This is a genomic window from Thalassotalea sp. Sam97 (genome assembly GCF_041379765.1).
Classification (GTDB): Bacteria; Pseudomonadota; Gammaproteobacteria; order Enterobacterales; family Alteromonadaceae; genus Thalassotalea_A; species Thalassotalea_A maritima.
Map to the genome: position 1 here is coordinate 2,538,793 of NZ_CP166919.1, position 15,118 is coordinate 2,553,910.

Genomic DNA, 15,118 nt, shown 5'->3' on the forward strand with positions numbered 1-15,118 from the left:
TAACTTCAACTAGAGGTGTTTATGAGCAAAGGCAAACGGTATACCCAAGAATTCAAAATTGAAGCAGTTAAGCAAATCACCGAGCGTGGTTATTCAGTTGCTGAAGTATCCGAACGATTAGGTATTTGTACTAAAACGTTATATCACTGGCACATTCGGTAGTATTAATTCTAGGTCTTTAACTATTTAGTGTTAAAAGCTTTTATTGAAATATATTCGTTTAAATCACTTTCGTTGGGCGAAATGTGGGGTTGAAGAGCGTATTTTACCGTACCCAAGGCCGGAAACTCAATATAACGTGCTATAAGATGTTGATATTAATGATAAATATAATCGACACGGAATGGTTTTGTTGTGACTCACACTGTGCTAAGGTGTTGATTGTAAAGAAGAATAAAATAAGGATCTACGTCATGTAGATCCTTAATTCCATATCAGCCCAGAGCTCAGCTCTGGTTTTTTATTATCACAATACTATCGTAACCTGAGGCCGATTAATCTGCGCCTTCGTTATGTAGATCGAGAATCGAATCCGCTTCTTTGTCTGAGCTTTCTTTGGTTTCGTTGTTACGTGCAGCATCAAGTTGAGTTAAGTAATCGTTATCGATGTCATTGGTAATATAATGGCCATCGAATACTGAGGTTTCAAACGTTTTGATGTCTGGGTTAGCTTTACCTACCGCACTAATAAGATCAGGTAAGTCTTGGTATATCAAGCGATCAGCACCAATCAACTCACAAATATCTTCAAGTTCACGGCCATAAGCGATAAGCTCATTAGCACTTGGCATATCGATACCGTAAACATTTGGAAAACGCACTTCTGGGGCCGCAGAAGCAAAGTAGACTTTCTTTGCACCTGCTTGGCGTGCCATCTCAATAATTTGACCTGATGTGGTACCACGGACAATAGAGTCATCAACCAGTAATACGTTTTTACCTTTAAACTCTTGATGAATCGCATTTAACTTGCGACGCACTGATTTCTTGCGCTCAGCTTGACCTGGCATAATAAAGGTGCGACCGACATAACGGTTTTTCACAAAACCTTGTCGATACGGCAAATCAAGTTCATGGGCAATTTGCAAAGCTATATCACATGATGTTTCAGGAATTGGGATAACCACATCAATATCGAGATCTTCCCATTCACGAGCGATCTTCTTACCAAGTGCCACCCCCATTTCAACTCGAGAGCCATAAACGCTCATTTTATCAATTGTTGAATCTGGACGTGCAAAATATACGAACTCAAATATACACGGGTTATAGCTTGGGCTTTCGGCACATTGATGGCTAAATAATTGGCCATTTTCAGAAATGTAAATGGCTTCGCCTGGCGCAACGTCACGGATAAATTCAAAATCACAAGCATCAAGTGCTACCGACTCTGAAGCGACCATGTATTCAGTACCCTTTTCGGTTTCACGCTTACCAAAGACTAATGGACGGATACCATTAGGGTCACGAAACGCAACCATACCATGACCAACAATTAGAGCAACCGTAGCATAGGCGCCACGAACAATTTTATGAACATTGGCAACTGCGCTGAAGATATTTTCAGGGCTCAATTGTAAGTTATTGCTTTTGCTCAATTCGTGAGCCAAAACATTTAACAGCAATTCAGAGTCAGAAGTTGTATTAACGTGACGACGAGCACTGTGATATAACCAATCCGCTAATTCGCTAGCGTTTGTTAAGTTACCGTTATGTGCAAGGGAAATGCCGTAAGGAGAGTTAGAGAAAAATGGCTGTGCTTCAGAAGAGCTAGAGGTGCCGGCGGTTGGGTAGCGAACATGGCCTATACCAATGTTACCTTCCAATCGCAACATGTGACGCGTGTGGAACACGTCTTTCACTAAGCCATTAGCTTTTCGTAATCTGAACTTGTTATCACTAATGGTTACGATACCAGCCGCGTCTTGACCACGATGCTGAATGACTGTTAAACCATCATATAATGCTTGGCTGACCGGTGATGTACCGACGATGCCAACAATACCACACATGTAACTTCTCTCCGCAAGAATGCAATATTAAGATAAGAAACTTGAGGTGCTCTTAATGTATTCAAAGAACCACTCAATAATCACCTTAAACTCGGGAATTAATACTGCCTGTTGCCACCACGTGGTTTTTGGAGCGGGTGTGAACGCATCCATAAAAAACAACATAGCGCTGACGACAAGTACGCCTCGTAAAGCGCCAAATGCCAGCCCTAACACACGGTCGGTACCAGACAATCCTGTTTTTGAAACCAGTTGCCCTATTATGTAATTGACTATTGCCCCAACGATTAAAGTTGCCACAAACAAAATGGCAATCGCTGCAGCATTGCGCAACATGGGATCATTAATATTTGTTAAATACGCTGCTAGCACTTCATAAAAGCTGCTGGCAACAAAGAAAGCAGATATCCAAACAACGAGTGACACCGCTTCTTTTACGAAACCGCGCACCAAACTGATTAGTGTTGAAATGCCTATTATTGTTAAAATGGCATAGTCTATCCAGATCATTGCCTTGCCTTCCTCATTAATCGCGCGCATTCTAACAGATGCGACGCCTTAGTTACTACTGATTTATTGTAAATAGCCGGCATTAACCATCAATTGGTGTAAATTCGACTACTCTGCCTTGAACACCGGTGAGCGCCTTTAAGTCAGCAATCTTGTTTTCTAAATTCGTTTTGCTGACCTCAGGGCCAATAAGGACTTTAGTCAATGTTCCCGATGCGGTATTTATTGGTTTGGTATAAACGGTATAACCCGCTTGTTTAAGCTTACTTAACAACAAAGCGACATTGTTTTGATTTTTATAGCTACCAAGTTGTAAAGCATAACTTTTCGATTTATCAATCGCCGCTGGCGTAACCTTTGGTCGGTTTGATGAATTGATTGACGTTAGAGGTTTTACTTCGACAACCTCTGTTTGACTAGCCGAGGTTGCTTTATCATTAGTGACCGGCTTAATCGCTGTTGCTTGTACGGCAGCCGCTGTTAAGTCGAGCTTTTGATCGTCAGCATTGATATCTGCTACCTGAGTCTGTTCGCTAGTATCAGTAAAAGGCTTATGATCAAAACGGCTTACCTCGGTTAACTCAACTTTTTGAGCACCTTGTGGAATGGCTTCAAACTGAGCTTGGTAAGCCTTTTTTTCACCGTCAAAAAAGCTTGGTAAAAAAATAACCGCAGCCGCCGCCACGATAATTGTACCAACTAATCTGTTTTGAAATGGTGTTGACAAAGTGTCTCCTTAAAATAGGTCTTGAATTTCAGCTACCGTCAGAAACGAACCAAAGATCAAAACCATATCCATTTTATTTGCATCATTTATCGCTATTTTATAGGCATCCTTTACATTGTCAAAACTATTCACCGACTGTTGCTGTTTTGTTAGCACATCAACTAAAAGTTGCGCCTGAGCGCCTCGTTCATTATGCAGTGAAGCGACATACCAATCATCAACGACACAGGTCATTGCTTGCAGAGTACCGGCAACATCTTTGTCTTTTAACATGGCAACGACAGCCAACACCCTGCCCTGCTTTTTACTGGCAACCATGTCTGCTAGATATCTCGCTGCATGAGGGTTGTGAGCGACATCGCAAATAACTAATGGCTGTCGCTGCAAAGTTTGCAATCGTCCTTCAAGCTGACAGCCTTGTATCCATTGATTAACTTGCTCTTCGGATAGATGCTTACCAAGCAAGTGCAAGGTGGTTAGCGCCGTGGCAACATTGTCTCTTGGGATCATTGGCGCGGATAACTCATCCAGTACAGTATCGGTTAAGTGAAAACACCAGGGGTTAGATAACGACGTCCGCTCAATAAAGAAATCTACTTGGCGTTGATATAGCTGACAGCCGAGTTTGTTAACATGGTCAATTACATTGCTCGGCATATTGGGATCACCGATAACTAACGGTTTACCTGCACGAGCAATGCCAGCTTTTTCCATACCAATGGCTTCGCGGGTATCACCTAAGAACGCCTGATGATCTAGATCGATGCTAGTGATAACACTGATATCGGCATCAATTATATTGGTTGCATCGAGGCGCCCACCTAAGCCCACTTCTAAAATAACGAAATCAGGCGCTCGTTGTTGGCAAATCATCAGTGCCGCGAGCGTTGTGTACTCATAATAGGTTAATGATATATCACCGCGTGCTTGTTCAATCAGGGTAAACGCATCAATAAGCGGTTGATCGTCAATCTGCGAGTGGTTTACACGAAGTCGCTCATTAAAGCGTTCTATATGAGGTGAGCTATAAACTGCAACAGAGTGCTGCAAATCAAGTAAGACGTGCTCTAAAAAGGCGCACGTTGTGCCTTTACCATTGGTACCAGCAACGGTAATCACCGTTGAAGCGCTTAAATCAATATCTAGTCGCTTGGCCACGGCAGAGATTCGTTCTAATCCCATGTCAATTTCAGTGGCATGGATAGACTCTAAATAAAAAAGCCATTCATCTAGCGTGGCTGGCGATGAATGGCTAATTTCGTTGTTCATATAAACCTTTTAATTAAATGGTTGGCTCTGGGTGCCCCATGAACTTAGCAATTTGGCGTGCTAATGTTGAGCGCATCTCGCGACGATCAACAATCATATCAATGGCACCATGATCTAGTAAAAACTCAGAGCGTTGGAAACCTTCTGGTAATTTTTCGCGAACCGTTTGCTCAATAACGCGCGGACCAGCAAAACCAATCAATGCTTTTGGCTCGGCAACATTAATGTCACCTAGCATAGCTAAACTGGCCGATACACCGCCCATGGTAGGATCGGTTAACACCGAGATAAATGGCAAACCTTTTTCACTCATTTTGGCTAGTGCGGCACTGGTTTTTGCCATTTGCATTAACGACATTAAGGCTTCTTGCATACGAGCACCACCACTGGCCGAAAAACAAACTAAAGGCAAGTTATGAGCTAAACATTCCTCAGCGGCTTTGACAAATCGAGCACCGACAACGGATGCCATTGAACCACCTAAAAACGAAAACTCAAAAGCGACAGCAATAACAGGCATACCGGCTAACTCACCGCGCATCGCCACTAATGCGTCTTTTTCTCCAGTTGCCTTTTGTGCCGCAACTAAACGGTCTTTATAACGCTTCGAATCTTTGAATTTTAGCTTATCTTGAGGCTCTAAGTCAGCACCAATTTCAAGTTTTTCACCTTGATCTAAAAACATTTCTAAGCGTTTACGTGCACCAATACGCATGTGATGATCACACTTAGGACACACACCGAGTAAGCGCTCAAGTTCTGCTTTATATAATACCGCACTACATGATGTACACTTTGTCCATACCCCTTCAGGGATATTGCGCTTACTTGACGAAGACTGCTTCGGTTTTGGGAGAATTTTTTCAATCCAGCTCATAGTACATGTATACCTATTTGGTCCATTGTTAAACACCAATTAGCAGGCTCTAACAATATCAATGAGTTTATTGATCGCTAACCTAATAGCAACCTTTATTATTAATCTTACAGTTAATGCTAATTTAACCATATTTAGGTAACCAATTTACAGCAAAAACTGGTCTGTTTTCTCGGAGTTTAATTCAAATGTGCGCAATTTAACCACTGATTGCGACACACAGAACCGAACAAAAAACAGTCAAAAAATTGTAGCTTTATGGTAAAAATAATGGCCCAGATTCAGGTTTCGGTATATTAAACTGCTCTGGGTAGTCGACATCAACAAAATAAAGGCCGCCTGAAGGCGCTGTCATGCCTGCTTTGCAACGATTACGTTGAGCAAGTACCTCGGCAATCCACTCAACCGATTCCAATCGTCGACCAACTCGCATTAAGCTACCAACGATATTACGTACCATATGATGCAAAAAGGCGTTGGCCTTAATGTCGACAATAACATATGCTCCTTGGCGACTCACATTGCAGTGGAATACCGTTCTAAGTGGCGAGTTAGCTTGGCAGTGAACCGTTCGATATGAGGTAAAATCATGAGTACCAACAAGCTGTTGCGCCGCCTGATGCATTAATTGCTCGTCGAGCGGGTAATAACAAAAACTTAAGCCCTTATAAAAGATTGCTGGGCGGTATGGGCCATTGTATATTACATACTTATAGCGACGAGCGGTGGCCGAAAAGCGTGCATGAAAGTCATCGGTTACTTCCTTACCCCACTTTACCACAATATCTTTTGGTAATTTGGTATTAACCCCTAATGTCCAACCACGTTCACCGCGATCAACAGGTGAGTCAAAATGGACCACTTGACCTGTACCATGTACACCTGTGTCGGTACGCCCGGCACAAATCACTTCTGTAGGCTGATTAACTACCGCAGATAACGCCTGCTCCAACTCTTGTTGAACGCTGTTAACATGGTTTTGGCGCTGCCAACCACAGTAATTACTACCATCGTACTCGATACCAAGTGCAAAGCGCATATTCTCTCCTCTAGATGTTCACGCTTAAGTATACAGCGCAAGCAATAATCATTATTAGATTCAGTAATCCAATAACATCACCCGGCTTAAAAAACGGCGCTACTATAGCACAAAAGCGTTTACATAGAGAATTTTGTCAAAACAAAATGCCGACAAACGTCGGCATTTTTCAACAGAGAAAAGAGGGGGCGTTTATGATTTAACAGAATACAACAAATGCTGTGCTTGCTGCTTTTGTGCTGAATTACCAACCTTCATTACGCTTTTCAATATGACGGCGGCGTTATCTAAGTCACCTATTTCAATGTAAACCTGAGCCAAGTCTAATTTAGCATTAACGCCATGCTTGTCATCATCAACATTAACGTGCTTTACATTACTGGTAAATTCATCAAACTCTTCTAGGCCAACATCAATATTCGCCGTTGAGTAGCGTTGCTCATCAAACTCTTCTGCTGCTTCAGACTCTTGCAACAACTGTTCGACAGATAAGTACTCTGCCGATGGCGCTTGATTTTCCGTACGGACTGGCGTTGCCGTTGCAACATGGCCATCATTTACCACTTTTTGCTGGGTATGTGTTTGATGTTGCGATGCAGGCTGTTGTGGCTTGGCTGGTTGTGCATGTGATTCTGCAGAAATTTGTTCTAACAATCTGTCAAATTCCACATCATCGAAATCTCCGATGTCTTTGTTAGCTGGGTAAGTTACCTGCTCTGCTTGCAACTTAGCAGTCTGATTTAGGTTGCCTGATGTGTCTGAAGCTGAACGCAATTGCACGGGTTTAGAGTCTTTATCAAGCATATCATCGATAATCTGATCAATATTTAAATCATCTGATGCATGGTTCGCTGTGCTCGTTGTCGCGCTAGCATTATCCGTTGATTTTGTTTGCAGAACATCGAGCAACTCATCGTCGCTCATCAACGATTGAGAACTGGTTGCCCTATCTAACTCGATACTATCAAATGCACCAGCGACACTGTAGTTGTCCGTCGTTTTCGCAGGTGATTGATTATGACTAACGCCCTGACCTGCTGATGCAGTTACTTCGGCATCCTCTCTAAAGTCGGCCATATTGATATTATCGACGATTTCATTAACGGTTTTAGGTTTGGCTTGGTTAAATGGCGTCTTTGACTGACTTGCATTATTCGGCGTCGTCGTTGGCGCAGATACTTGCACTTCAAGGCGACGACGGCGCATAACCATCACAAACAGCACCACAACCAAAGCAGCCAAAATAAAGTTACTTGTCCATATAGTCCAAGGATTACTCAATAAACCTTGTTGACTTGCGGCCAACTTTTTTTGTTCATCTAGTAATCGTTGTTCTCGCTGCTGAGTTTGTTCCAGTAACTTTTGTTGCTCAGCCAACTTTTGATCCATTTTAACTTGGATCTCATTGGCTTTCGCTACTTCATACTGCAAATACGTAAGCTGATCATCAACAGCATCCAAACTTTCTTTAAATGCAATATTATCAGATGCAACTTGTGGCTGAGTACCGTCAACAGGTATATCAGTTGCGTCTGTAACCGGCATCACAGCCGACTGATTATCATTAGCGGTGAACAACTCGTTGCTTGCAGAGTCCGGTTTCGTATCTGACACGCTAATTTGAGGGTTAGATTGCGGTGCAACAGATGCCGATTGTTCGTCAGCGCTATCAACTTTAGGGTTGCGGTTAATCGCCTCAACTTGAACAGCAACATCTGGTGTTGCTGTTACAGCATTGTCTCCAGAGTCCGACTCCAAGGTAACCGTTGCTTGCGCTAGGGTATTTAAGTCCGCAGGTGCTTTACCGTATGGGTATGGGGATATTTGTTTTACTTCAGCCAGTGATGGTATTTCAAGGTACTGACCTGCAATCATTTTATTGATGTCGTTACGCAAAAACGCCTTTGGATTTTTCTTAAATAAGGCCACCATCACTTGATAATTTGATACGCTATTATCAGGTCGATGAGCAACAGCAATCTTCCATAATGTATCCGTGGTTTGTATTGGTCCATAGGCTTCTTGTTTTCCAGCAAGTACATTATCTACAGGCTGCTGTGATGTAGCAGCACTTGCGTTGCTTTCTGTTGCTTGTACTAAACCAGCGCTCGTTACAATTAACCAACTGCACACGGCTATCACGGCACACTTAGGTGCGAATCCGGATTTATTATTATTAGTCACCATCATGAGATCCTTCGTTATCAAAGGCTGTGAAAATATCCATTATTATCCACGCATCCAACCGACAATATAATTGCCCGCTTCATTTTGGAAGTTAGCAATGCATTCAATAGGTTAGAAAAAGGTCATTGAGTACTATAAACTAGTTAGTATGGATATACTACTGCTTTTTTGATGTTTTCCTTTTTCAATATGTACAAAAATTAGGCCTACCCAGATTGATTGACAAGTACTTCAACATCATTGCCTTTTCGTCATCTGTGTTAGTGATATTTAAGGCTCATCACTAACTATAAGTGGAACAGTCAGCGGTGGTGAAGGCTGGGTGAAATTTGCGGTTACAATATCGAAATGAGGCGTACAAATAGTGCATTACTCTCATTGCAGAGAACACACTCGCAATATCAGTGTGGAAACGCAGGTGATACCATAAGTTAAAGGCTGTAAATCGCGATATGACTTAAAGTAGTTAACATTATTGAAGCAACACACTTAATAACCGCTCGGCAAAAATAACCAAACGCAAAGTAGCGTTGTAGGCGTGATGATAAAATTCCTAACAACGCTCAAAATTACTATTTGCTATAAAGCGATTTTATCGCTTACAAATAATCGCGAATCAACACTTCAGCAATTTGAATACTGTTGGTTGCAGCACCTTTACGTACGTTATCTGAAACAACCCACATATTGATCCCGTGCGGATGTGAGATATCTTCGCGAATACGGCCGACGTAAGTTTCATCATTACCGCTTGAATCACCAACTTGGGTTGGAAAATCTTCGTCATTTTCAGCAACAACAACACCAGGCGCGTTAGCTAGCAATTGTTTTACTTCTTCCGCTGATGTTTGTTGGCGTGTTTCAATGTGGACCGCTTCACCATGACCATAAAATACAGGCACGCGAACCGCAGTAGGATTAACCAAGACGCTATCATCACCAAGGATTTTTTTGGTTTCCCAGACCATTTTCATTTCTTCTTTGGTGTAACCATTGTCCATGAACTTGTCGATTTGCGGGATCACATTAAAGGCAATTTGTCGTGGGAAGTTTTCGACCTTCACTGGCTTACCTGACAGTAAATCGGCGCATTGTTTAGCCAACTCTTCAATGGCTTCTTTACCCGCACCTGATACTGATTGGTAGGTACTGACATTAATGCGTTCAATACCAACAGCATCATAAATAGGCTTCAATGCCACCATCATTTGAATGGTTGAGCAATTAGGATTAGCAATGATGTTACGGTTACGATATTCAGCAAGGGTATGTGGATTTACCTCTGGTACGACTAAAGGTACGTCCGGCTCGTAGCGAAATTCAGAAGTATTATCGATAACAATACAGCCCGCATCGGCAGCTATCGGCGCAAATTTTGCCGACACCGCACCACCAGCTGAGAAAAAGGCAATTTGCGCTTGGCTAAAATCAAACAGTTCGGCATCGATAACTTCGATACTTTCACCGTTAAATTCTACTATTTCACCTGCACTGCGAGCACTCGCAAGCGGGAATAAAGTGTTCACAGGGAATTTTCGCTCTTCTAAAATTTCGATAATTTGCTTGCCGACTAAGCCCGTTGCCCCTAATACAACAACGTCAAATTTTTGTGCCATTTCTTCTCTCTAATTAAAATCTATCTGATAGTTTATATTGCTAAACTTTTGCTGGTTATGCAAAGCCTAATTGTCGATATATTGCCGTAATTTGATGATAGCTCTGGGGTAATGATAGTGCACTTAATTCTCGCCTCTCTGGATAGTTTTTTCGTAACCAGTCAAAACCACGGCTGGCCAGTTGCGAACGCATAATTTGGTCGTCACGGCGCACATCATAAACAGCAAAAATAGTCTCACGTAACTGGTCAGGTAAATGTATAGACGCCATGTTAGGTAGCGCCATGTCAGCTTTAGGGAGAAAATCTATCAAACGTTTATTTGTTGGACGTCCTAGAGTCTGAGCAAGGGCTTGATAGAGCATTTCTGTGCCACGGGCTTTACCCTCTAGACTATAGCCCGCTATATGTGGCGTGGCGATATCGCAATATGGCATCAGTTCCTCAAGAATATTAGGTTCATTTTCCCAAACATCCATGACTAAGTAAGGCGCTAATTGCTTGCTCTTAAGTGCTAGCAATGCCTTATTGTCTATCACTTCACCACGACAAGCATTAATAAGGATCTGCTGCTTACTCAATTGTTGCAAGCGCTCGTTATCAAACATATGAAACGTCGCATGCTCACCTGAGTGCGTCTTCGGTACATGCAGAGAGATGATATCGCATTGACACACCTCATCTAATGAAGAAAACATTCGCGGATCGCCAGATGCCTCAAGAATTGGGTCGCATAATTTATACTCAACACCTAACGCTGCCAATTTTCGAGCCAAAGCAGTGCCAGTATTACCTGCGCCGACAATGCCAACGGTTTTATCTTGTAGGATAAACGGTAAACGTTCAGACATTACCATAATGGCACTGAGTACATACTCTGCAACCGATACCGCATTACACCCTGGCGCATTGGTGAAAGTCACATTACGCTGGGCTAAATATTGGCGATCAACATGGTCAAAGCCAATTGTTGCCGTGCCAACAAACTGTAAACTATGATTGTCGGCCAATAATTGTTGATTCACTTGGGTGATAGAGCGCACTAATAATACATCGGCGTCGCTCACTTGCTGTGCTGACACTGCTCGTCCAGCAAAAGGCGTTAATTGCCCAAAATCGGAAAAAAACTGTTCAGCGTATGGAATGTTCTCATCGTAATAAATTTTCACGGCTATGACTCTTAGCTTTTTTCGCCATTATAAACGAAAAAAGCCAGGATAATCCTGGCTTTTGTAAATACGTTCATCGATGCTTAGCAATTGGCGATGTATATATCCGCTAAAGTGAGTGGATAAACACCATCATGATGGCCAGTGGACATACAAATTTGGTGTACCATGGCCATACTTTCCAAAACAGACTATGGGCAACGTTTTCATTGCCTTGTTTTATTTCATTAAGCATTTCTGTACGATTCCAAATCCAGCCAACAAATACGCAGCATAACATGGCGATAATAGGCTGACCGTACTCTGTTGCAACCATCGCGATCAAATCAAGCATAAAGTCGAGATTGAATATAATGACCACACTAATGATAAAAATAAACAAACCAATCAACGTGGTCGCTTGCTTACGCTCCATATCGTGACGCTCAACAGCGTAAGACACGGGTCCTTCAAGCATTGAAATAGAAGACGTTAACGCAGCAATACTCATCAATACAAAAAATGCGAAGGCAATGAACAAGCCAATAGCCCCCATGCCATCAAACAAGCTCGGCAGTACCGCAAACACCATGCTTGGTCCTGATATTAAACTGCCATCAGCGGCGAAGATCTCTACGCCTTGATGTTGAGCGACATACATAGCAGGAATGATCAATAAACCGGCCATGAAGGCAATCGATACATCAATTAAGGTCACTTGTGCACCAAGCTTGACCAAGTTTTCTTTTTTACTGATGTATGAGCCATAAATAACCATCACGCTAGTACCTAAAGATAGCGAAAAGAACGCTTGCCCTAAGGCACTGATCAGTAAATCAGGCTCAAATACACGATTTAAATCTGGGTTAAGATATGCGCGTAACCCTTCCGTAGCACCATCTAAGGTAATCACATATAAAATAAGTGCCAATAGTAATAAAATCAGCGCAGGCATCAAGCGCTTCGACCACTTTTCGATACCTTGCTCTACACCTTTACGGATAATCATAATGGTTAACAACATAAACAAGGCGGTAAACAAAACATTTCGCACCGCGCCTTGCGTTGTCACCCAAGAGGCAACCGATGATAAGCTGATCATCTCCGCAAACGGTTGCACGGCATACGACATCATCCAACCAGCAATAATACCATAGAAACTAAGAATTAAACCGGCACAAACAACGCCACCAAAACCAACCAAAAACGCAAAACGTTTTTGCCATTGATGACGTGACATTTTTTGCATTGATGTTACCGCGTTGGCTTGACCATAACGACCGATGACAAGTTCAGCCATAAATGCCGGGTATGCTAAACAGAACGCTAATACCAAATAGACAAGTACAAATGCTGCACCACCATTTGTCGCTGTTTGCGTCGGAAAACCCCATATATTACCTAAGCCAACGGCAGAGCCTGCCGCTGCTAATATAAATCCTAATCGTGAGCTGAACTCACCACGCGTTGAAGCCATACGTTTATCATTCTTTTTAATAATTCATTTAAGAATCGTACCATATCGAAACTCTCCATAATTAGCAAACCCACTTTAGTTAATAATATCGAGTAAACGTTGTAGGCGTGATAACTTGTGGTGAGATGTACTCACAGCAAGGTAAGTTATCGTTGCATCAGTGCATAATTGTTTATTGCTGCAACTGTATAAGTGCAATCGTTTATGAGTGGCAATGAAAAGAGAAGAATAGTGAATTAAGCCCGTTAAAGATACGGGCTTATTTAACTGTTGTTGCCTTGGCGTTCAGGCAAATACTTTAGTCTTTAAAGTTGTTAAACTGAAAGCTTTGCTCTAGCTCTGCGTCACGTACCAAAGCCATCACCGCTTGCAAGTCATCACGCTTTTTACCGGTAATACGTAACTTATCGCCTTGAATCGATGCTTGTACTTTGATTTTACTATCTTTAATTAGCTTAACTAATTTTTTCGCAACCGCTTGTTCTATACCAACTTTAAAAGAAAGGTGTTGAGTATAGGTTTTACCGGTGTGATCAAGCTTACCAAGCGTCATCGCTTTAGCGTCAATTTGGCGTTTTGCTAATTGCGCACGCAGCATATCGAGCATTTGCTTAATCTGAAAATCACCTTCAGCTTTAGCAGTCACATTAGGGTTCTTATATTCAAAAGAGGCTTCAACGCCACGAAAATCAAAACGAGTGCTTAATTCACGAGTCGCATTTTCAGTGGCATTACGAACTTCTTCCATGTCCACTTCTGAGACAATATCAAATGATGGCATTATGATTAACCTATCTATGTTTAGCTATAAATTATTGGCTCAAAGAGTACCAAAGCCCGCCAATATTATCCATATAAGATAGTAAAATGTTAGCTCTTTCATGCTAGTATAATCGCCTTAATTGTTAATAATTCGGGCAAATGTTAATAAATGACAGGTAACACTGCCAAATCAGTATTGATCTCTTATGCGTTTACTCTACTGTGTATCGGCGTAATCGTTGTTAGCAATGGTAGTGACATCAACTTATGGCTAATTAAACACGGTTTACTTGATAAAGCCGGACACTTTATTGGTTTTTTGCTACTCAGTGCTATCGTCGATAGGGTTGTCAAACTCAACCTCACCGTTACGATTACCGCCCTTATTATCTATTCAGGGTTAACAGAGCTTTGCCAATGGGTTTTGGGGTTTCGTAACGCTGAGTTTTTAGATTTCGTCGCTGACGCTGCTGGCTGCTTCAGTTATTATATCGTCATCAAAATCATCACTTGGTTAAGGAACGCAAACGCTTGAATATTGTCATTATAGGCACTGGCGCCATCGCCGGTTTGTTTGCCACTTTGCTCAGCGAAAACAACACTAAAGGCTCGCTATCAGTTAAAAGTAGAGAAGCGAAAACCGGGCATTGGCAATTTAGTTTTCAGTCTCTTGAAGGTAATCTCAAAACTGTTTCTATCCCGTACACTCAACCGTCAGACATCCAAGCAGCAGACATTATTATCAGTTGCGTAAAATCCTATGACGTTCAGCGTGCAATTGCGAGTATTGCCCCACACATACATAACAACTGTAGTATTGTCCTTTGTCATAATGGCTTAGGCACTAGCGAACAAATTAGCCGCTACTTACATCAAGACAATCGGCTTTATTATTTATTAACGACAATGGCTTCACGGCGTGTCTCAGCGCACCATATCCAACATACTGGACTTGGTGAAAATCACCTCGGTGCACATAATCAGGCTATTGCACCCGCGGCAATCCATCAACTTGCTCTGCAACTCCCGTCAACCATATTATGTGATGACATTGCTTATCGGCAATGGCAAAAGCTTGCGATTAATTGTGCCATTAATCCATTAACGGCAATATTTGATGTGACCAACGGTGAGCTAGCGCAAAGCCAATATAAAGAAACCATCGTTAAGACGCTAAAAGAAGTCGTCGAAGTAGCACATGCTGAAAATATCTCCCTTGATTATCAAATGACTCTAGCCTCAGTATGGCGTGTCATCGAGCTGACAGCGGCTAACAGTTCTTCCATGCGTGAAGACATCCGTAATAACAGGCAAACCGAAATTGACTTCATTAACGGCTATATTGTTAACTCTGGGGCTAATCATGGCATCAGGACAACAGTAAATAAGCACTTACAAACCACCATTAAACGACTTTCAAAATAATAAAGAACATGCTGTTTAAGGTGTCAGCCCTGATTACCATTGATAGATTAATAGCGCTTAACGAGACTTC

General features: G+C 42.1%; 13 protein-coding genes and 1 pseudogene. 3 read left to right on the plus strand and 11 right to left on the minus strand.

Annotated elements, in window-relative coordinates; translation table 11 throughout:
• Positions 1-21 precede the first annotated feature (21 nt).
• A pseudogene (locus tag ACAX20_RS11340) lies at positions 22-150 on the plus strand (transposase); the annotation flags it as partial.
• A 344-nt stretch (positions 151-494) separates the two neighbouring features.
• Here the strand turns inward: ACAX20_RS11340 and purF are convergent.
• From purF to ACAX20_RS11395, 11 genes are all read right to left on the minus strand, one after another.
• Complete coding sequence (gene purF / locus ACAX20_RS11345; RefSeq protein ID WP_371186292.1) at positions 495-2,012, minus strand: amidophosphoribosyltransferase; 1,518 nt, start codon at positions 2,010-2,012, stop codon at positions 495-497.
• A gap of 27 nt (positions 2,013-2,039) precedes the next feature.
• Positions 2,040-2,522 carry a CvpA family protein gene (locus ACAX20_RS11350; protein ID WP_371186294.1) on the minus strand — a complete coding sequence of 161 codons (483 nt, stop codon included), beginning with the start codon at positions 2,520-2,522 and terminating at the stop codon, positions 2,040-2,042.
• Positions 2,523-2,604: 82 nt separating this feature from the next.
• Positions 2,605-3,249, minus strand: coding sequence for an SPOR domain-containing protein (locus tag ACAX20_RS11355; RefSeq protein WP_371186296.1), 645 nt, complete (start codon positions 3,247-3,249; stop codon positions 2,605-2,607).
• Between the two features lie 9 nt (positions 3,250-3,258).
• A complete protein-coding gene (gene folC, locus ACAX20_RS11360; RefSeq protein ID WP_371186298.1) occupies positions 3,259-4,518 on the minus strand; it encodes a bifunctional tetrahydrofolate synthase/dihydrofolate synthase in 1,260 nt (419 codons plus the stop codon).
• Positions 4,519-4,531: 13 nt separating this feature from the next.
• A complete protein-coding gene (accD, locus tag ACAX20_RS11365; RefSeq protein ID WP_371186300.1) occupies positions 4,532-5,395 on the minus strand; it encodes an acetyl-CoA carboxylase, carboxyltransferase subunit beta in 864 nt (287 codons plus the stop codon).
• Between the two features lie 256 nt (positions 5,396-5,651).
• Positions 5,652-6,434 carry a tRNA pseudouridine(38-40) synthase TruA gene (gene truA, locus ACAX20_RS11370; RefSeq protein WP_371186302.1) on the minus strand — a complete coding sequence of 261 codons (783 nt, stop codon included), beginning with the start codon at positions 6,432-6,434 and terminating at the stop codon, positions 5,652-5,654.
• Positions 6,435-6,626: 192 nt separating this feature from the next.
• Positions 6,627-8,624 carry a FimV/HubP family polar landmark protein gene (locus ACAX20_RS11375; protein ID WP_371186304.1) on the minus strand — a complete coding sequence of 666 codons (1,998 nt, stop codon included), beginning with the start codon at positions 8,622-8,624 and terminating at the stop codon, positions 6,627-6,629.
• A gap of 596 nt (positions 8,625-9,220) precedes the next feature.
• Positions 9,221-10,237, minus strand: coding sequence for an aspartate-semialdehyde dehydrogenase (locus tag ACAX20_RS11380; RefSeq protein WP_371186306.1), 1,017 nt, complete (start codon positions 10,235-10,237; stop codon positions 9,221-9,223).
• 55 nt (positions 10,238-10,292) lie between these two features.
• Positions 10,293-11,405 carry a 4-phosphoerythronate dehydrogenase gene (locus ACAX20_RS11385; RefSeq protein ID WP_371186308.1) on the minus strand — a complete coding sequence of 371 codons (1,113 nt, stop codon included), beginning with the start codon at positions 11,403-11,405 and terminating at the stop codon, positions 10,293-10,295.
• Between the two features lie 109 nt (positions 11,406-11,514).
• On the minus strand, positions 11,515-12,861 hold the full coding sequence (locus ACAX20_RS11390) for a sodium-dependent transporter (RefSeq protein ID WP_371186310.1): 1,347 nt from the start codon (positions 12,859-12,861) through the stop codon (positions 11,515-11,517).
• Positions 12,862-13,159: 298 nt separating this feature from the next.
• Positions 13,160-13,642, minus strand: coding sequence for a YajQ family cyclic di-GMP-binding protein (locus ACAX20_RS11395; RefSeq protein ID WP_371186312.1), 483 nt, complete (start codon positions 13,640-13,642; stop codon positions 13,160-13,162).
• A gap of 150 nt (positions 13,643-13,792) precedes the next feature.
• Here ACAX20_RS11395 and ACAX20_RS11400 point away from each other — a divergent pair, with 150 nt between their 5' ends.
• Entirely contained in the window at positions 13,793-14,158 is a 366-nt protein-coding gene (locus ACAX20_RS11400; protein ID WP_371186314.1) for a VanZ family protein, read from the plus strand.
• Positions 14,155-15,048 (plus strand): ketopantoate reductase family protein, encoded by an 894-nt coding sequence (locus tag ACAX20_RS11405; protein ID WP_371186316.1) that lies wholly within the window; start codon positions 14,155-14,157, stop codon positions 15,046-15,048. The genes ACAX20_RS11400 and ACAX20_RS11405 overlap by 4 nt, the downstream gene beginning before the upstream one ends.
• Positions 15,049-15,118: the final 70 nt, after the last annotated feature.